Here is an 18,336-nt window from a genome sequence, read left to right on the forward strand (position 1 = left end):
GTATTCACGATACCATTACATGGTCTTTTGTATCGGTAGATGTAGACATCATGATGGTCGGCTAAGTTCCTGTCCGTCGTCAAGGGGCTGAGACGGGCGTATCGCCCATCTCTCACATGCGACAGATGGGCGATCATAGTGGGTGACGATAATGAGTGGCGATGGTGAGCCTACATTACCGAAAATAGCCTAAGCCGCCTTCGCCGGAATCCGCTCCAGCACTGCCAGCAATAGTGTCCAGAATTGTCCGACCGTCGTGATATTCACCATCTCATCCGGTCCATGCGGGAAGCGGATTGTCGGACCGATCGAGACCATGTCCAGATCGGGATAATGTTTTTTAAACAGACCACATTCCAGACCCGCATGGATCACCATGATCGTCGGTTCTTTATGATAAATACTCTCGTAAGTATTCTTCACGATCGCCATCACAGGGGAGCTGGTGTCTGGTTTCCAGCCCGGATAGCAGCCGGTGAATACGATACTGGCGCCTGCCAGATCGCTCAATGATTGCAAGGTGCTTTCAATATTTTCACGACCGCTGTCGATCAGCGAACGGACCATGCAGACGATACTGACGCTGTCGTCGTGCGTACTGATGACGCCGACATTGAGTGAACTCTCGGTCACGCCAATGATCTCGTCGCTCATGCGGATCACGCCGTTCGGGCAGCTATTGATCAGGTTGATCAGCACCTTTTGCGCCTTTGCTTGCATGGTACGCAGCGGCGTTGTTGCGGTGGCCGATGGGGTGATGCTAAGTTTCAGGGTTGGCTCTACCTTGGCGAGTTCCGCCTGCAAGAGCGCTTGGTATTGCGTCACGCGCTGTTGTAGCAGGTCGGCTTTATCTGCGGGAATCGTAAAGCTGCATTGCGCCTCACGCGGGATCGCATTGCGTAAAGAACCGCCTTTGAGTTCACTCAGCGCCAGACCCAGCTCCAGCGCATGACCTGCCAAAAAGCGTGCAAGTAATTTATTCGCATTGCCGCGACCCAGATGAATGTTCACGCCAGAGTGGCCGCCTTTGAGGCCAGACAGACTCAGTGTAAAGGCAAGATGACCAGCCTGTGCGGCTTGCCATTGCACTGGCATACTGATCTCGGCGTCGACACCGCCTGCGCAGCCCATGTAGATTTCGCCTTCTTGTTCCGAATCCGTATTGATCAGAATCTCGGCGTCCAGCATGCCCGCTTGCAGGCCAAACGCGCCTGTCATGCCTGCCTCTTCATCGACCGTCAACAAGACTTCCAGCGGACCGTGCCGGATATCATCAGAACCAAGAATCGCCAGCGCTGACGACATGCCGATGCCATTGTCCGAGCCTAGCGTGGTGCCGGTCGCCTTGACCCAGTCACCGTCGATCCAGGGCTGAATCGGATCGGTGACAAAGTCGTGTACCTTGTCTGCATTCTTCTGCGGCACCATATCCAGGTGCGCCTGAATCACGACGGTCTTACGATCTTCCATGCCTGCGGTTGCCGGTTTGCGTATGATCAGATTGCCGACATGATCGACGACCACAGACAGGCCGCGCTCTTTCGCCCAGGATTGGATGTGCGCGCTCAATGCCGCTTCGTGTTTAGACGGATGCGGAATCGCACAAATTTGAGAAAACCATTGCCACAAAGGCTGAGGAAAAAGCTGATTGATGCTAGAAGTTGTCGTCACGTTGCGTATCCTGTTGCGCCCATGCGGAGAGGGCAGAGGGCGGCAAGTTTAACATAGCGCACTTCTCAGGCCCTTCACCCGGTTGCCTCGCATCATCCTGCCTTCATGCTTCAGAGAGCAGCGCACTCCTGGCACTTTCCACTAACTTGGCCGATAGCCGCGCCAGACGTGGTGATTGTACTTTCCAGTGATGCCAGTACAGAGCGACGTCCACGGGACGGTCTGGTGCCAGCCGGATGAGTTCGGGTTCTGCCTGCATTTCTTTCAGCATCAACTCAGGAATCATGCCCCATCCCAGGCCAAGCACGATGGCGCGGTTGTACGGTGCAGTAGCGGGAATGTGATGACGCGGACAGACATTTTCGGTCAAACCGAAATGCTCAAGCAAAAACTGGGACTGCAATTTATCCTTGCGATTGAAGGTCAGTACCGGTGCCAGGCGTGCACTTTCGCGTTGCATTCCTTGCGGGAACCAGCGTGTGCAAAAGGCTTTGCTGGCAACTGCCTGGTAACGCATGTTACCCAGCGCCTCGGCCTCACAGCCGCGCATTGCCTGCGGTTCAGCTGAAATACAACCAAGCACCATGCCGTTTTCCAGTAAATCATGGGTATGTTCCTGATCATCGATGCACAGATCCAGCAGAATATTTTCTTTGATCAGAAAGTCGCCCAGCGCAGGCAAGACCCAGCTATCGAGGCTATCCGCATTGACGGCTAGCGCAATACTGACCGGTGCGTGCGGCAGATCGGCAAACATACCCGATAAGTCCTGCTCCATTTCAGCGACGCGCCGTAAGTGCTGCAACAGACGCTGTCCTGCGGGAGTGGCACGACAAGGCCGACTGCGGATGACTAGCGTGCTGCCAAGCTGGATTTCCAGTGCCCGGATTCTTTGCGAGAGTGCCGACGGGGTCAGACTCAGTTGCTGAGCTGCCGCCTCAAAACTGCCGCTGTCAATCACACTCATCAAGGCTGCACACTGGCGGGTATCGAATTTCATAATTAAGAAATTTTAATGAAGTCGTAAATAAATTAAATCTACTTCAGCTTAGTCGTAAAGAGCTGCACTATGCAAGCTTATTCACAGAGGTAGGAGCGGCGCAGATGTTGACGTTTTTCTTAAAGGGCATGGGGCTGAGTGTCAGCCTGATCATGGCAATCGGCTCACAAAATGCACATGTGCTGCGTATGGGTTTGCGGCGCGATCATGTCGCGATCACTGTGCTGGTGTGTGTCGCTTGCGAAGCGGTGCTGATCGCGATTGGCATCATGGGAATGGGCAGTCTGCTGAGCCACAACCCTGCATGGATGCGTGTTGCCAGCTGGGGAGGTGCCGCCTTCCTGTTCTGGTATGGCGCACGTGCCTTGCGCTCGGCTTTACAGACCCAAACCCTGCAAGTCGCTGGCGGCGATAACAAAATTAGCCGGGCGCAGGCTCTGGCAGCAGCGCTGGCAGTCACGTTGCTGAATCCGCATGTGTATCTGGATTTGCTGGTCTTGCTGGGTCTGGTCGGCGCGCAGCAAGAGGGGCAGGGCAAGCTCTGGTTCGGACTGGGTGCGCTGTGTAATGCTGCCCTATGGTATGCAGCGCTCGGTTACGGTGCCAGACTACTGGCCCCCTTGTTTGCCAAGCCACTTGCCTGGCGTATTCTTGACGGTGGTATTGCGATCATGATGTGGGCGCTCGCCCTGAATCAGTTGCGGTGAATTGGCAGAAGTTGTTGCCAAATCCAATGATCCGGGTGAGCGCTCCGCAAGCAAGTCAACACTCAGAATTGACCGTTCAAAAACTCGCGATAAGCTTTGAGTGCCTCTGGCTTGCTCATCGCGTTCATGTGACCCGTATTCGCGATTTCTTCATAGCGCTTATTCGTTCGCGGAATACTGACAAATAGTTCGCGCGCCGTTGACGCTGGCGTCTGTGCATCATTAGCGCCGTTGACAATCAGCACCGGGCCTGGATAACTGCGCAATGCAGCGCGGTTGTCGATAGACATCAGTTCCTGATCCAGGTTGATCTTGACGAAAGGTTTAGCGAACCACGGCACCATATTTTCTGAATACGCGAGTGCGGTAGTTCCTGTACCTTCTAACACCAGCGCATCAACCGCGCGCTGGCTGGCCAGTCTCGCTGCTACAAAGCTGCCGAAAGAATGACCGTGCACTACCAGCTTACCAGGCACCATTTTGCGCACATAGTCGTATAAGGCCAGCGTATCGCTCTCCAGCTCAATCAGGCTATGCGGCTTGCCATTCGAATCGCTGCGACCAAAGCCGCGATAATCGAAGCTGATCACGTTCGCGTTCAAGTCCGTAAATGCCTTCGCAAAATAAGCACCGTTCGCATCGACCCGGACGCCGCTCCCCATAAAGTACAGCACCGTGAAGTCCGCACCGGGCTTGCGAATATATACGCCACGACTCACTGCACCATCCACCTGTGTGTACTCCAGATTCTCAATTTGATACGCCGGTGCAGTCGTTTTTAACAAACTAATTTTGCCCGGATCTTTGGGAACGAATTGCTGTGCGGTGTAATTCACGGTAGTGCAGCCACTGGCACACAACGCGGCGGCAATCAACAAGCCTGGCAACAGACCAGACAACAAACCGGAGAGACGAATTTTCATGTGTTTCCTTAATTTTCTCTTAGTTTTATAAATGATGGGTCGAGTGTTGATGATGACCAGATCTCATCTCTGACGAGGATTCGTGACAATAGTTCAATGATTTTGCATGTAAAAAGTATAATAAAAAATAGGTTAATTTTATTAATTTTGTTATAATTTTTTTCGGAAATTACTTGTCATTATTGAAAATACAGTAGTTTCTTTGCTTACATTCCAGTCCCACTTCAACGGAGTTTTTAAATATGCAAAAAACGTATGTTTTGGCAAGCAAGTTTGCTCTCGCTGCCTTAGTTCTGGCGGCGCACGGCGTCTCTCACAGTGCGAGCTACGAGGAGGCCGATATCAGCGGCTTCAAAATTGGCGGGCAAATGGTATCCGCCAAACCAGCACTGCAAAAAATCAATCCAGCCTATACGTTTGACGATATCAAGCTCAGTGATGGACGCGTAGTTGGCCTGAGTGCCGTGGCCAAAATTGTTAAACCCAATACCTCGCCTTTTTATACAGATCAATTCATCCTGTTGCAAAACGAAGCGGGTGTCGTCTGGTTTGCCGGAAGAACCCAACAGATTCCCGACAGAGACAAATATATCAACAGAAAGACCTTACGCGAATCTCTCGAAGAAAAGTATGGCAAATCGAGTTATGCGGAATTTAATGGGATGTCGTGGGAATACGATATCAGCGGCAAACAATATTTTTCAGTCAAAATCGGCGATTATTACGGCATCGCTCCTTGCTATACCGACGGCAATGATGCGGACAACCTCGGGCAAATTACGGGTACGCAGTTGTCGATGTGGTTGCCACGAAAATTCAGTGAAAAATGTGGATTCACCGTTATCTCCAGGCTAAGTGGCGCTGCCGGGGATTCGACAGGGGCTCTCTTAAGTCAATACACAGTTAGCTTGATTAATCCTAAGCTGAGGCACGATATGGCCTCAATCAAAGCCGCGAAAGAGGCTTTGGAAAAGAAAAAACTGATCGATCAGGAATCACAGCGCAGCAATAAGCCTAAGCTCTGATCGCCGACGCCAGTAGGGCAGGTGCAAACCGCGCGTATATTTGAAACGAAAACAACGCGGGTTGCACCCGGCCTACATACTTATTTATCCCATGATGAAAAAAATTCTCTGCACCTTAATTGTGTTACCGATAGCGATCCTCAGCGCTTGCTCCAGAAAACCAGAACCGTCATTTGATCGAGGGCAAACGCCAGCGGCAGCAATGGTTGTTCAGGGAGCAGCCCCAGCTCCAATGCAGGATATGAAGCGTAAAGGTAATGAAGTAGACTCAGAGACGAAGGTATCATCAAAAGATAAAAAAACCTCCCGCCGCTATCTCGCCTACGAACATTCCATCGGTATCGATGTCACCGACACTAAAATCGCGACGCTGGTCGAGAATATTAAGCATGCCTGCGATGCTGCTGAGAATTGCGATGTACTGGACAGTGATGTCAACGGCGGCGAGTACGCCAATGCACATATAAAGCTACGTGCAATGCCGTCAGATATTCCAAAACTCATCGCGATCGTCAGTCACGAAGGTAAGCTGTCGAGTCAGCGTACCAATGCCGAAGATTTAAGTGGTCGCATTGAAGACACTGCAAAGCAAATCGCGCTCAAAGAAGATTTTCGTAGTCGGCTGGAAGCCTTGCGCATCAAGGCGGGCAACGATATTGATGCACTGATTAAAGTGAATGAGCAACTGGTGCAAATCCAGTCCGATCTCGAATCCTTGAGCGGACAACGCGTCATCCTGATGAAACGCGTCGACACTGAAATTCTCAATATCAGCATCGCATCCGCAAGCAACACCTCTGTCTTTGCGCCGTTGAGCCAGGCCGCTTCCGGTTTTTTGCGTAATATCTTCGATGCACTGGCGACGGTTGTCACCTTCATCGCGCTGGCATTGCCGTGGCTGGTGTTCCTGATATTCTGTGTCTGGGTATTTAAAAAAATCAGGAAATACAGAAAGCGGAAGCTAGAAAAAATTTGATGTGTACATCAGTACTCAGATGATGATATCCATTACGGATCTCATCGTTTTAATCGGTGCGCATGGCGCGCCGATTATGTACGCTACGTTTTCCAGCGATTAACGGTAAGGCCTTAGCCCGCAGGCGCAAAACTTACCTTAGCTCTCAGATGCAACAAGCTACATATCAGCCGCGCTGAAATACCTTCATCAAGCTCACACCGTCAGCACCTGCCACGCAATCAGTTACCCCGGCTTCCAGATGGATCAATTGCGCAGCAGCCACTACTACCGGTGCGCCAGCGATTGTCAGTGTGCATTCGCCTTGCAATACATACAGTACAAAAGCATGCCCCGCCTTGATGCTGACCGCTTCAGACGCCGGGTAGGTATTCAGATACAGCTTATGGGATTCTGCCGGATGTAATTCACGCACTGTGTCTTCAGAAATAGCAAGCGGTGATAAATCAGACCAGGATTGTGGGTGGGCGTGCGTCATATGGATTCCTTTCAATATGTCAGATAAAGAGCCAGCCAGCGCTACAGCCTATTTGCCAAAAGGCGCGAGTATAAGAGAAAACGCGGTGAGAAGACAGCGAGCCGGCAGAAATAAATGTGAGCAAGCGCCATGTGGGACGCGTGATCTGTCGGTCGCAAGCCGATACCATCACACTGGCTGAAATGCTTCTGAGTAGCAAGGCTATTTGTGCGAATACACCTAAAAGAACGGATAATGGCGCCTAACTCACTTTTAATGCGCTTTTGGCCGCCTTTTTGGAACACTCTCATGGAAATTAAAGTCAACTTTCTCGATAAGCTTCGCCTCGAAGCCAAGTTCGATGATTTTACGGTCATCGCTGATCAGCCTATTCGTTATAAAGGCGACGGCTCGGCACCTGGGCCTTTCGATTACTTCTTGGCGTCATCGGCGTTGTGCGCCGCTTATTTTGTGAAGTTGTATTGCAATACGCGCAATATTCCTACCGAAAATATCCGCCTCTCGCAAAACAATATTGTTGATCCAGAAAATCGTTACGCGCAAATCTTCAAGATTCAAGTTGAATTGCCTGCCGATATTTCTGATAAAGATCGTCAAGGCATTTTGCGTTCTATCGACCGCTGTACAGTAAAAAAAGTCGTGCAAGAGGGACCAACGTTCGTGATCGAAGAAGTAGAGAGTCTCGACGCCGATGCGCAGGCTTTGTTGACCTTAAATCCAGATGTGGATGCTGCCACCTACATCCTCGGAAAAGACTTACCGTTGGAAAAAACCATCGCCAATATGTCTGGCTTGCTGGCGGGTCTCGGCATCAAAATTGAGATTGCCTCATGGCGCAATATCATCCCGAATGTATGGTCACTGCACATCCGCGATGCGCATTCACCGATGTGTTTTACCAATGGCAAAGGCGCGACCAAAGAAAGCGCTCTCGCATCGGCATTGGGTGAGTACATTGAGCGACTGAGTAATAATCATTTTTACGCCGGTTCGTTCTGGGGCGACGACATCGCCAACGCCGAGTTCGTCCATTACCCCAACGAGCGCTGGTTTAAGCCAGGGAAAAAAGATGCGTTGCCAAAAGAGATATTGGATGACTACAGCCGGGATATATACAACCCGGATGGCGAGCTACGCGGCTCGCATCTGATTGACACCAACTCCGGCAATGCAGAACGCGGCATTTGCTCATTGCCATACGTGCGGCAGTCGGATGGCGAGACTGTTTATTTCCCGTCCAACCTGATCGAAAACCTGTTCGCTAGCAACGGCATGAGTGCCGGTAATACGCTGGCAGAAGCGCAGGTACAATGTCTGTCAGAGATTTTTGAACGCGCCGTCAAACGTGAAATTCTCGAAGGCGAAATCGCCTTGCCTGATGTGCCCCAAGAAGTGCTGGCGAAATATCCCGGCATCCTGGCAGGTATTCAAGGTCTGGAAGAACAAGGCTTTCCAGTGCTGGTAAAAGATGCCTCGCTTGGCGGACAATATCCCGTCATGTGCGTCACCTTGATGAACCCGCGCACAGGCGGTGTGTTTGCCTCCTTCGGTGCGCACCCGAGTCTGGAAGTAGCATTGGAACGTAGCTTGACCGAGCTACTGCAAGGTCGCAGTTTTGAAGGCCTCAACGATTTACCTCAGCCCACCTTTGTCAGCCAGGCTGTTACCGAGCCGAATAACTTTGTCGAACACTTCATCGATTCTAGCGGCGTCGTGTCATGGCGCTTTTTCAGTGCCAAGTCCGACTACGAATTTGTAGAATGGGACTTCACCAGCGAAGGTAGCAATGCCAATGCGGACGAAGCCGCCACCTTATTCGGCATCCTCGCCGAGATGGGCAAAGAGGTCTACATGGCGGTCTACGACCAGTTAGGCGCGACCGCTTGCCGCATTCTGGTGCCGGGCTATTCTGAAGTGTATCCAGTCGAAGATTTGATCTGGGATAACACCAACAAAGCCTTGTTATTCCGCAACGATATTTTAAATTTGCATCAGCTCGACGACGACGCCTTAGAAGCACTGCTAGATCGTTTAGACAACAACGAGTTAGACGACTACAGCGACATCGCCACCTTGATTGGTATCGAATTTGACGAGAACACGGTCTGGGGACAACTCACCGTGCTGGAATTAAAACTCTTGATCAATCTCGCCTTAGAACAATTTGAAGAAGCGCAAGAGCTGGCGCAAACCTTCTTGCAATACAACGATAATACGGTTGAACGCGGATTGTTTTATCAAGCCTTGAATGTAGTGTTAGAGGTCACGCTGGATGATGACTTAGAGCTAGCCGATTACGAAGTCAATTTCCGCCGCATGTTTGGCAACGAGCGGATGGACGCGGTACTGGGATCAGTCAACGGCAGCGTGCGCTTCTTTGGCTTGACGCCAACCAGTATGAAGCTGGAAGGCTTGGATAGACATCAGCGTCTAATTGATAGCTACAAGAAGTTGCATGTAGTGCGGGCGAAGAGTCGCGGTCAATAAATCAAAGATCATTAGAGGTAGGGTGCGCCATGCGCACCAATCTATCCACAGCACATACCTATTCCCCAAAGACCCCGACAACATTGGCAGCAATCCCCCAATCCGACGGCAACATCTCTTGCGCCACATAACGATGAAAAGTCGAATGTGGCCAATCACCCGCACGCGTAACCAGACCATGCTTTACCGGGTTCCAATGAATATAATCGACATGCCGTGCGAAGTCATTCTCGTCACGGATTTGATGTTCCCAGAAGCGTCGTTGCCAGATACCCGATTCTTTTCTTTGCGTTCGTGAGGCAGATAAATCATCCACGCCAAACTCATCGGCACAAGCTTGTGAGACCAAACGTTTGATCATCGACCAGCGAACAGAGAAGTCCTCATCACCCTGCGGCAGCGTCCAGATGCAATGCAAATGATCTGGTAGAAGCACCCATGCATCAATCTCAAACGGATGTGTCAGACGTGTTTTTTGAATCGCCAGGCGTAAAGCATCACGCAATGATTCGGTGGCCAAAATTGGCCGACGACGAGAGCTATTCACGGTGAAGAAATACATGCCGCCAACGATATGTGAGCGTCGGTAATTAGACATGAGAAATGCAGGAGAAATAACATCACAGCCCGCCTTGAACGCAATAGCTCGTTAATCTTTATGAAAACAATACCCCAGCAAAGATGCCCCCCGTGGCACAAAAACACGCCACAAGCCGCATAAAAATTACGTAGGGTGCGCCATGCGAACCAATGATCGAAAAACGAACGGCTTAAAAAATGAGAATATCCATTGAAACGGTGCGCATGGCGCACCCTACGGAGGCACGCACGCTACGCTTGCTGCTTTGAACGCGATATCTCGTCAATCTCTGTGAAAACGATCCCCCAACAAAGATGCGCCTCGTGGCACAAAAACACGCCACCAGCCGCATAAACATTACGTAGGGTGCGCCATGCGCACCAATGATGGAGAAACGAACGGCTTAAAAATGGGGGTATCCGGTGGAATGGTGCGCATGGCGCACCCTACGGCGGTACGCACGCTACGCTTGCTAATTTTTCTTTATAAATCAGTGACCATTTAAATATTTTTTGATGGATTTATCCAAACTAGCGGTTACGATTTCTTTATTCTCGAAATGCATTTTCAAAAAATAGTTTTTATAAAAAATACATCCAATTGCCAAAACTATTCTAGAGGTATCGATTATGATTTTTTTCGCCTCGCTCGAACTTTGTTTGTCGAAAGACGGAAAAGTATTCAGTGCACTTACGTGAGCCATATTTTTTGTAGTTGCAGTATGCACGTCTTTGCAAAGCTCTCCATAGATTGTCTCTAATTGTGCGAACAATTTTCCTTCGATCTGCCGCTGAAAAAAAGCAGTTTTTTTTGCTTCGTCGAGCACACCAAAAACACTTTTGCTGACTAAAACATTTGGAAATTCATTGGCAGTAATTCCTTTTATAATTGTCTCGATTGAACTACGAATCATTATCTTACTTGGCTTAATCGTTCCATGAATAAAACAAAAATATGATGAACCAATATCTGAAATTGATTCTTTAAAATATGAATGGGTTTGTAAAAAATTAGGATCTTGTAGGAGCCTTGAGTCATTTGCCTGGGTTTCAACCTCTGCGAGAAGGGTAAGCAGAGCGAGATATCTTTTGTGAATGCCCTTGAGAAGTGGTGCGAAATCTTGATCAGCTAACTTGTCATTGAGTGTGTATTTTTCTAGAAACGAAATCAGCGAGGCATAGTCCTTCGGAATAGTTCGACTCATTTCGTTAGCCGTTTTATTGTGTCGTTCCACGAAAAATATTTGTTTTCTCTTTTTTCGTTTGCTATTCGTTCGATATTTGAATCGCTTTCGACAATTGCAGTAAGTTTAGATACCAAGTCATAAATTCTATTTTGTTCAAATTCATTTATTTTACAAATTACCAAACCAATTAGTTCATATCTTGATCTTTTCTCAAAACGAGAAACAAGAACATCAAGTACCTCATGTGTGAACTCAGCAATGTCTTTGTTTGTAGGGAAAATATCGAGATTCTGAAAGAGGTTTGGGAGTATTCCTATAAGCAGGTGTTTATTGGGATCACTTGACCTGAAAGAGTTTGTTGCAGTTTCTAGTTTTCTACTTTGGAGTTTATTTTCTTGATTGACTTCGTAGCGAACATCCACAAGAAATTCACGTAGATCTTGTAAGCTTGAATGAGTTTGTTTGGAGTCTAATAACCAGAAAAGTTCTTCAATAAAAGAGATAGCTTCTGCAACCCGCTTCCTTTTTTGGTTCGAATCATTTCGTGAAGTCATATGTCCCCCAATCTTTTTCTAAGTTCACTTGTAATTCCGGCTAATGCAAGTCGTGAAGGTGCATGTTGTGAGTCACAAATAAGCTTATGATTCATTTGTTCACGTGCGATCTCAGTTCGTTTGAGAAGCATTTTTTTAAAAAGTAGCTTGCTGTGATCTGGATCCTTTTCCAAGTAATTTTTGCAAATTGAATATACTTTAGTTGACTCTTCAACGATTGTCATCACAATGCCAATGCAAGTTATATTTAGACCGAAGTTTTCTTTTTTGTCCTCCACTACGGATTTCAGTAAATCAATTCCTGTGAAGGATATTGGATCTGGTTTTACAGGTATTAGATAAAAATCGGATGCTAATAGAGCACTTGTCATCCACACTGATGGAGTAGGTGGTGTATCAATTATGACGTAGTCATAATTATTAGTAGATTTTAGATGTTCTACAAAAATTTTTAACCTGTTTTCTCTTCCACCTCCAGCAGGCATCTCCATTTTGTAAAGGTTCAGATTGCCCGGCAATAAGTCAAACCCTGCACTCGTTTTTATTGGAACAATGGTTTGAAGCGATTTGCTTTTTACTAAAGTCTTTCCAGTGACGGCGCTCGCAGTCGCCTTCGAGTTTGCTTCGAAAATGTCTAAAATGCTATCTTTTCCAGCATCTAAGTGTTTTTCATACTCTTCAGGTTTTATTAGACATTGTGTAGCATTAAATTGAGGGTCAACATCTATAACTAAAACTTTCCTGCCATTACGGGTTAAATCATGCGCGACATTAATGGCCAATGTTGTTTTAGCTACGCCGCCTTTCATATTTATGAAACTTATCACGTACATGGCTTACCCTTTTGAGATATAAATATTTTGTTCGTTCAGGATTTTTCTAAAATCGACTTTCGAAATCAATTTCTCACTTCCCCCACGAATCCTTCAAAGTAGTCACCCGATTAAACACCGGTTTCCCGACTACAGAATCCACACGATCAGCAACAAAATAGCCGTGACGTTCAAATTGCAAACGCGTATCGGGCGTCACGTCTTTCATGCCTGGTTCTACGTAGGCTTTGACGACTTCTAGTGCGCTTGGATTGAGCAAGGTCATGAAGTCTTTGCCGCCCGCATCTGGGTTTGCATCGGTGAACAGGCGGTCGTACAAGCGCACTTCGACCTCTAGTGCATCGGCAGCGCTCACCCAGTGGATGTTGCCTTTGACTTTGTAATTGGCGCTGCCTTCGGTGCCGGATTTGCTGTCGGCGAAGTAGTTGCAGTGGACGGCGATGATGTTGCCGTCGGCATCTTTGTCTGCGCCTGTGCATTCGACTACATAGCCGTAGCGCAGACGTACCTTGTTACCCGGGAAGAGGCGGAAGTAGCCTTTGCTTGGGACTTCCATAAAGTCTTCTTGCTCGATCCAGAGTTCTTTGCTGATGGTGAATTCGCGGTTGCCGCGCTCTGGGTGGTGTGGGTGGACTGGTGCGCTACAGGCGACGTTTTCACCCTCTGGGAAATTGTCGATGATAAGTTTGAGCGGGCGCAGCACGGCGGTGGCGCGTGGTGCTTTGGGGTCGAGGTCTTCGCGCAGGCAACCTTCTAGCGTGCTGTAGTCGATCCAGCCGTCAGAGCGGGTGACGCCGATGCGTTCGCAAAACAGTTGCAGTGCTTCTGGTGTGTAGCCGCGACGACGGATGCCGACGATAGTGGGCATGCGTGGGTCGTCCCAACCGCTGACGATGTTTTGTTCTACCAGTTGGCGTAGTTTGCGTTTGCTGGTGACGACGTAGGTCAGATTGAGGCGGGCAAATTCGTATTGGCGTGGCACGGGTTGTTTGAAGAAACCGCCTTCGGCTGCGCGTTCGATAATCCAGTCGTAGAACGGACGGTGATCCTGAAACTCTAAGGTGCAGATCGAGTGGGTGATGTTTTCAATCGCGTCTTCCAACGGATGGGCGTAGTCGTACATCGGATAGATGCACCATTTGTCGCCGGTACGATGATGATGCGCTTGACGGATGCGGTAGATTGCCGGGTCGCGCATATTCATATTGGGTGACGCCATGTCGATTTTGGCGCGCAGGATGTGTTCACCGCCTTGGAATTCACCAGCCTTCATACGACGGAATAAATCCAGGGATTCTGCTGCTGTGCGGTCGCGGAAAGGCGAGTTGACGCCGGGCTTAGAAAAATCACCGCGATTGGCAGCCATGTCGTCCGCAGATTGGCTGTCGACGTAGGCGTGTCCGGCGTTGATCAGGTATTCGGCAATAGCGTAGAAGGTGTCGAAATAATCGCTGGCGTAATACAGGTGACTGCCGCCGCCCTGTTCAGGGCTGTCGTTCCAGTCGAAGCCCAACCATTTGACGCTGTCGATGATGGTATCGACATATTCCTGATCTTCTTTTTCTGGATTGGTATCGTCAAAGCGCAGGTGGCAACGACCAGCATAATCGCGTGCCAGACCAAAGTTCAGGCAGATCGATTTGGCATGGCCGATGTGCAGGTAGCCGTTGGGTTCTGGCGGGAAGCGGGTGATGACGTTGGGCAAACCGTCGCGGGTGTATGTGCCGGCGGCAAGGTCGTGATCGATGATGCCACGCAGGAAATTCGATACTGGGGCAGGGGTGTGGGCGGATGCGTCAGATTTGGTATCGGTTTTTTTTGTGTTTGCGTCGTTGCTCATGGTGCCAGTCATTCCAATAAATAATGTGATGACAAGCATTTTACCGCAGGGCACTACGATCCCGTAGTGCTGAGCTGTATAAATCTGGGATTGTGGTTGTTGGCGTGCGCAAGCTGCACACGCTGTGGCTGGGCGAGCTTGCTATTCGCTTGCATTAGCTTGTACTAAGTCGCGCCTGGATCAATCTGGCGGTAGAAAAAATCGAGGCAAAAAAAGCCGCAGACATCACGACAAAAGGTGATCTGTAGAAACAGGTGCACAGATTTTTCTTATTTTAAGGTCAATATTCTCGACCTGAAGTATCGACTCGCGATACTTCCTGAGTACTTCCCATCTTGCGGACAAAAAGGATTTTAATAAGCTCTGCAGTAAAAAAATGATGAGGTCGGAGGGACACAGAATGAGCAAATTATGTAAGCGAGACGCCTTGATGGAGGCGGCAGATTTGGGCTTGTTGCACTACGGACAGGTGGATCCGTTGTTGCAATTTTTGGAAGCACGGGCGCGCAAATCCGGATACAAAGGCCATAGCGGCATGATCGGTCGCCAGACTCCGACACGATTTAGCGGGACGACGGTGCTGTATTACCTGGGCGGGATGCTGGCGATTGCGGCGTGCTCGTTATTTAGTACGCTGGCGGTGGAGCGTTGGGGCATGCCTGTGCTGCTTGATATGAGTCTGGTGTATCTGGTGTTGGCAGTGGCGGCGGCGACCTGGCTGGATAAGCGCGGTCTGGGCGTGCCGGCGGGGATATTTGCGACGCTGGCGATTGCGCTGGTACCGCTGGCGATATTTGCACTCCAGCATGTGCTGGGCTGGTGGGCTGATGGCGTTGATAGGGCGACGACAGAGCATTATCGGGATTTTCATCGCTGGATAGACTGGCATTGGCTGACGATGGAGCTGGCGACCTTGCTGGCAGGCGCGCTGATGCTGTGGCGCTTTCAATATAGTTTTTTGGTGATGCCAATCTCTGTGACGCTGTTTTATATGGGCATGGATGTGGTGCCTGCGATCCTGTTGCAAGATGATGCTGGCATGTTGAGCGGCAACTGGCATGTGCGTCAGCAGATTTCGCTGGTGTTTGGTCTGGGGATGCTGGTATTGGCTCTGATTGTGGATTTGCGTTCGCGTCGCGGGGTTGATTATGCGTTCTGGCTGTATCTGTTTGGCTTGCTGACGTTCTGGGGCGCGTTGTCGTCGATGGGCAATGGTGCGCTGTCGGGTAAGTTGATTTATCTGGCGATTAACGCGGGCCTGATCTTTATCGGGGCGATTCTGGCGCGCCGGGTATTTGCGGTGTTTGGCGGGATCGGTCTAGCGATGGTACTGGGGGATTTGTCCTGGCATTTGTTCAAAGACAGTTTTGTGTTTGTGGCTTTGCTGACTTTGCTGACTTTGCTGGGCTTCGCGCTGATTGCGGCGGGCTTGTGGTGGAGTAAGCATGAGGCACGTATCACGGAGGCATTGTCGGCGATGTTGCCGGAGTCTTTGCAGTCGCGACTGATCTTGCGCGGTATCGCCTGACAAGGTTGTAAGGAAATCGACCTCTTCTGCGACTATGATGAACAGGGTGTGGTTTGCACTGCATCGTCGTGTTTGACATTGAGATTGACATTGAGATTGACATTGAGATTGACATTGAGATCGCCATCGCCAATGTCGCAGAGGAGGTTCTATGCAGCATAACAATTCCCGTTGGGTATTTTGCCTGACGTCGGTTCTGACACTAATCCTGGTGGCAAACACCGCCACAGCAGCAAGCACACCCGCATGCAGCAAGAGCAGCCCGCTGCATACGGTGGCCTTGCTGGAGCTGTACACCTCGGAAGGTTGCGACAGTTGTCCTCCCGCCGATAAATTTGTCAGCAATCTCTACCAATCCACAGGCCTGACCGCCGATCAATTATTGCCGCTGTCTTTGCACGTCGATTACTGGGATTACATTGGCTGGAAAGATGTATTCGCCAAACCCGCGTTCACGCAACGCCAGCGCTGGCTGGCAGAGCTAGCCTCGTCACGCAGTGTGTACACGCCAGAGATGTTCGTCGCCGGACATGAATTGCGCAACTGGCGCGGGGATGTGAAGGAGACAGTCAAGCGTATCAATCAGGTACCGGCGCGTGCGGATATCCGCATCAGTCTGGACGCGTTACATGGTCAGCAATTGTCGGTGCGTGTCGACAGCAAGACCGAGCATCCGGGTAAATTGTATGTTGCCTTGCTTGAAAATAATCTGGTATCGAATGTGCAGGCAGGCGAGAACCGCGGTGTGAGCTTGCAACATGATTATGTGGTGCGCGAATGGGGCGAGCCGGTTCGCATGATGAATAACAGTGCCAACGTGACGCGGCAGATCAGCATCCCGGTGAATGCGGTACGAAAGAATCTGGCGGTTGCTGCGTTTGTGCAATCGGATAAAGGAGATGTCTTGCAGGCATTGTCCTTGCCCTTGTGCAGCAATCTGTAAAACAGGAAATGCTTGCCGTCTTGCAGGATACTGTGATGACGGCAAGCATTCATGTGGTGCCTTATGTTGTAACCGAGTTCGCAACTGAGTTTGCAGCTAAGGCCGCAAATAAGGTGGTAACTAATCTGGCAACTAATTTGACAACTAATGTGGCAATTGTTGAGGCGATTGATGCAGGGTGCCACGTGTTGCCAGCAGTCGCTGAGTGACAAAAACTTGCCAGTCGGTGCTACCGTAACTGGCCATCAGATCGTAGCCTGCCGTGCGCCAGCGCGGTGTATCGACCTGGAGACCAATCATTGCAAGATAAGGTGGTTCGACCACGACAAACTGCGTGCCATACGGCAGCAAAAAGCGGTCTGCGCTTGCCTGGACAAAAGCTAGCGCGACATCGTATTCCACAAACCAGGCGTTCATAAAGACACTACAGGCTTTGTCGTCATACCAGAATTGCCCCATATCGTCGCCAATTTTTGCCTCGCCTTGCAATACGGTGCGTGCATGATCCCAGCTACGAAATCCAACCTCGATTGAGACCAGATTCAGACAGAGTTGCAGACTGTATGTATCGGGCTGTGGACGGCGGGCGCGTTTCGAGAGTTGCTGGACTTTGAGTATCGCTGCCGGGGTTTGTTTCTCTAGGGCGTTGAGTAAAATGCGGGCGCGGGTTTTGAGTTCGTCAGTCGCTTGCTTCATGATGGTTCTCCCATGATGCTTGATAACGACAGAAGGCTGAGTTTGCTCTGAAGAGCGTTTAAAAAATGGCAGAGAAGTGTTTGCATGTGCTTGTTCCTTTTCGTGTATCGGCTGCCCGCTGCGCCATACGAATTGGTCAATCACATCCATAAACGGAAGGAGTAAATAAGGGTGAGAGCCTCTTGTGCGGGAGGGCGTCCCTTTACGCCCGGCTATGCTGTTTTTTTAAATTTGCAGCATGCCGGATTGTACAAGAGAAAAGGGGGAGGTTCAAATGGATTTCTATCAGCTTAATGAGTGGGAACATCCGGCAGAGCCGATGACATGAAGTGCGTTGATAGGCAAGCTGACTATATGATTCGGTTAGATAGATGAGATAATTTGACCAGATAATTTAATCAGATGCTCTCACTAAGCACTGCTCGCTGGACGCAGCATTTCCACATGCGGAATATCATCTTCGAGATACATTTCCGATACGGTGACAAAACCGAAACTGGCATAAAATTTTTCCAGATAGGCTTGCGCACCGATACGCACCGGCTGTTGCGGATAGTGTTTTTCCAGGTGGAGCAGTCCCTGTATGATTAGCTCTTTACCTGCACCGCTACCACGAAAATCTTTGGTCGTGATGACCCGTCCTAGCGATGCTTCTGTAAAAGTAAGGCCTGGCGGAACAATACGCAGATAGGCGGCGACGGCTTCTTTGCCGTCCCGCTTACCCCAGCCTGTCAGGTGCAGACAGACTTTATCCACACCGTCCATGTCGAGAAAAACACAGTTTTGTTCGACCACGAAGACTTCGCTGCGTGCGGCAAACACATCGTAGAGTTGAGTCGCCGTCATGGCATCGAGACTGGCACATTGCCATTGCAGTTCTGTAGATTGAGTAGTCATAAAGCGATCTTG

The 18,336-nt window shown here is 49.7% G+C and carries 17 protein-coding genes; 6 read left to right on the forward strand and 11 right to left on the reverse strand.

Going from position 1 to position 18,336, the window contains the following annotated elements:
- Nucleotides 1-189 precede the first annotated feature (189 nt).
- Entirely contained in the window at nucleotides 190-1,671 is a 1,482-nt protein-coding gene (locus tag ACO0K4_RS16530; RefSeq protein WP_422957759.1) for an aminoacyl-histidine dipeptidase, read from the reverse strand.
- A gap of 103 nt (nucleotides 1,672-1,774) precedes the next feature.
- Entirely contained in the window at nucleotides 1,775-2,671 is an 897-nt protein-coding gene (locus ACO0K4_RS16535) for a LysR family transcriptional regulator ArgP (RefSeq protein ID WP_422957760.1), read from the reverse strand.
- A 104-nt stretch (nucleotides 2,672-2,775) separates the two neighbouring features.
- Here ACO0K4_RS16535 and ACO0K4_RS16540 point away from each other — a divergent pair, with 104 nt between their 5' ends.
- Entirely contained in the window at nucleotides 2,776-3,378 is a 603-nt protein-coding gene (locus ACO0K4_RS16540) for a LysE/ArgO family amino acid transporter (protein WP_422957761.1), read from the forward strand.
- A gap of 62 nt (nucleotides 3,379-3,440) precedes the next feature.
- Here the strand turns inward: ACO0K4_RS16540 and ACO0K4_RS16545 are convergent, their stop codons facing one another.
- The gene (locus ACO0K4_RS16545; RefSeq protein WP_422957762.1) at nucleotides 3,441-4,301 is read right to left on the reverse strand and encodes an alpha/beta fold hydrolase; all 861 of its coding nucleotides are present in this window, start codon (nucleotides 4,299-4,301) and stop codon (nucleotides 3,441-3,443) included.
- A 242-nt stretch (nucleotides 4,302-4,543) separates the two neighbouring features.
- On the opposite strand from ACO0K4_RS16545, the gene ACO0K4_RS16550 reads away from it, so the two are divergent.
- Both ACO0K4_RS16550 and ACO0K4_RS16555 read left to right on the forward strand, forming a co-directional pair.
- Complete coding sequence (locus ACO0K4_RS16550; protein WP_422957763.1) at nucleotides 4,544-5,326, forward strand: hypothetical protein; 783 nt, start codon at nucleotides 4,544-4,546, stop codon at nucleotides 5,324-5,326.
- A gap of 91 nt (nucleotides 5,327-5,417) precedes the next feature.
- Entirely contained in the window at nucleotides 5,418-6,302 is an 885-nt protein-coding gene (locus ACO0K4_RS16555) for a DUF4349 domain-containing protein (protein ID WP_422957764.1), read from the forward strand.
- 166 nt (nucleotides 6,303-6,468) lie between these two features.
- Here ACO0K4_RS16555 and ACO0K4_RS16560 read toward each other — a convergent pair whose 3' ends face one another.
- Entirely contained in the window at nucleotides 6,469-6,780 is a 312-nt protein-coding gene (locus ACO0K4_RS16560; RefSeq protein ID WP_422957766.1) for a hypothetical protein, read from the reverse strand.
- 288 nt (nucleotides 6,781-7,068) lie between these two features.
- Between ACO0K4_RS16560 and ACO0K4_RS16565 the strand changes: the two genes are divergently transcribed.
- The gene (locus ACO0K4_RS16565; protein WP_422957767.1) at nucleotides 7,069-9,267 is read left to right on the forward strand and encodes an OsmC domain/YcaO domain-containing protein; all 2,199 of its coding nucleotides are present in this window, start codon (nucleotides 7,069-7,071) and stop codon (nucleotides 9,265-9,267) included.
- A 58-nt stretch (nucleotides 9,268-9,325) separates the two neighbouring features.
- On the opposite strand, the gene ACO0K4_RS16570 is transcribed toward ACO0K4_RS16565, so the two are convergent.
- From ACO0K4_RS16570 to ACO0K4_RS16590, 5 genes are all read right to left on the reverse strand, one after another.
- Entirely contained in the window at nucleotides 9,326-9,865 is a 540-nt protein-coding gene (locus ACO0K4_RS16570; protein ID WP_422957768.1) for an REP-associated tyrosine transposase, read from the reverse strand.
- 472 nt (nucleotides 9,866-10,337) lie between these two features.
- Nucleotides 10,338-11,051, reverse strand: coding sequence for a hypothetical protein (locus ACO0K4_RS16575; RefSeq protein WP_422957769.1), 714 nt, complete (start codon nucleotides 11,049-11,051; stop codon nucleotides 10,338-10,340).
- Nucleotides 11,048-11,587 (reverse strand): hypothetical protein, encoded by a 540-nt coding sequence (locus tag ACO0K4_RS16580; RefSeq protein ID WP_422957770.1) that lies wholly within the window; start codon nucleotides 11,585-11,587, stop codon nucleotides 11,048-11,050. Before ACO0K4_RS16580 ends, ACO0K4_RS16575 begins: the two co-directional genes overlap by 4 nt.
- Nucleotides 11,584-12,420 (reverse strand): ParA family protein, encoded by an 837-nt coding sequence (locus ACO0K4_RS16585; protein WP_422957771.1) that lies wholly within the window; start codon nucleotides 12,418-12,420, stop codon nucleotides 11,584-11,586. Before ACO0K4_RS16585 ends, ACO0K4_RS16580 begins: the two co-directional genes overlap by 4 nt.
- Nucleotides 12,421-12,493: 73 nt before the next feature.
- On the reverse strand, nucleotides 12,494-14,260 hold the full coding sequence (locus ACO0K4_RS16590) for a glutamine--tRNA ligase/YqeY domain fusion protein (RefSeq protein ID WP_422957772.1): 1,767 nt from the start codon (nucleotides 14,258-14,260) through the stop codon (nucleotides 12,494-12,496).
- 400 nt (nucleotides 14,261-14,660) lie between these two features.
- Between ACO0K4_RS16590 and ACO0K4_RS16595 the strand changes: the two genes are divergently transcribed.
- Both ACO0K4_RS16595 and ACO0K4_RS16600 read left to right on the forward strand, forming a co-directional pair.
- Nucleotides 14,661-15,788: a DUF2157 domain-containing protein gene (locus ACO0K4_RS16595; protein ID WP_422957773.1), complete on the forward strand. Its 1,128-nt coding sequence runs from the start codon at nucleotides 14,661-14,663 to the stop codon at nucleotides 15,786-15,788.
- Nucleotides 15,789-15,939: 151 nt separating this feature from the next.
- Entirely contained in the window at nucleotides 15,940-16,731 is a 792-nt protein-coding gene (locus tag ACO0K4_RS16600; RefSeq protein ID WP_422957774.1) for a DUF1223 domain-containing protein, read from the forward strand.
- Between the two features lie 144 nt (nucleotides 16,732-16,875).
- Here ACO0K4_RS16600 and ACO0K4_RS16605 read toward each other — a convergent pair whose 3' ends face one another.
- Nucleotides 16,876-17,427 carry a hypothetical protein gene (locus ACO0K4_RS16605; protein ID WP_422957775.1) on the reverse strand — a complete coding sequence of 184 codons (552 nt, stop codon included), beginning with the start codon at nucleotides 17,425-17,427 and terminating at the stop codon, nucleotides 16,876-16,878.
- A 411-nt stretch (nucleotides 17,428-17,838) separates the two neighbouring features.
- On the reverse strand, nucleotides 17,839-18,324 hold the full coding sequence (locus tag ACO0K4_RS16610; RefSeq protein ID WP_422957776.1) for a GNAT family N-acetyltransferase: 486 nt from the start codon (nucleotides 18,322-18,324) through the stop codon (nucleotides 17,839-17,841).
- Nucleotides 18,325-18,336: the final 12 nt, after the last annotated feature.

Source organism: Undibacterium sp. RuTC16W, assembly GCF_049339445.1.
Classification (GTDB): Bacteria; Pseudomonadota; Gammaproteobacteria; order Burkholderiales; family Burkholderiaceae_D; genus Undibacterium.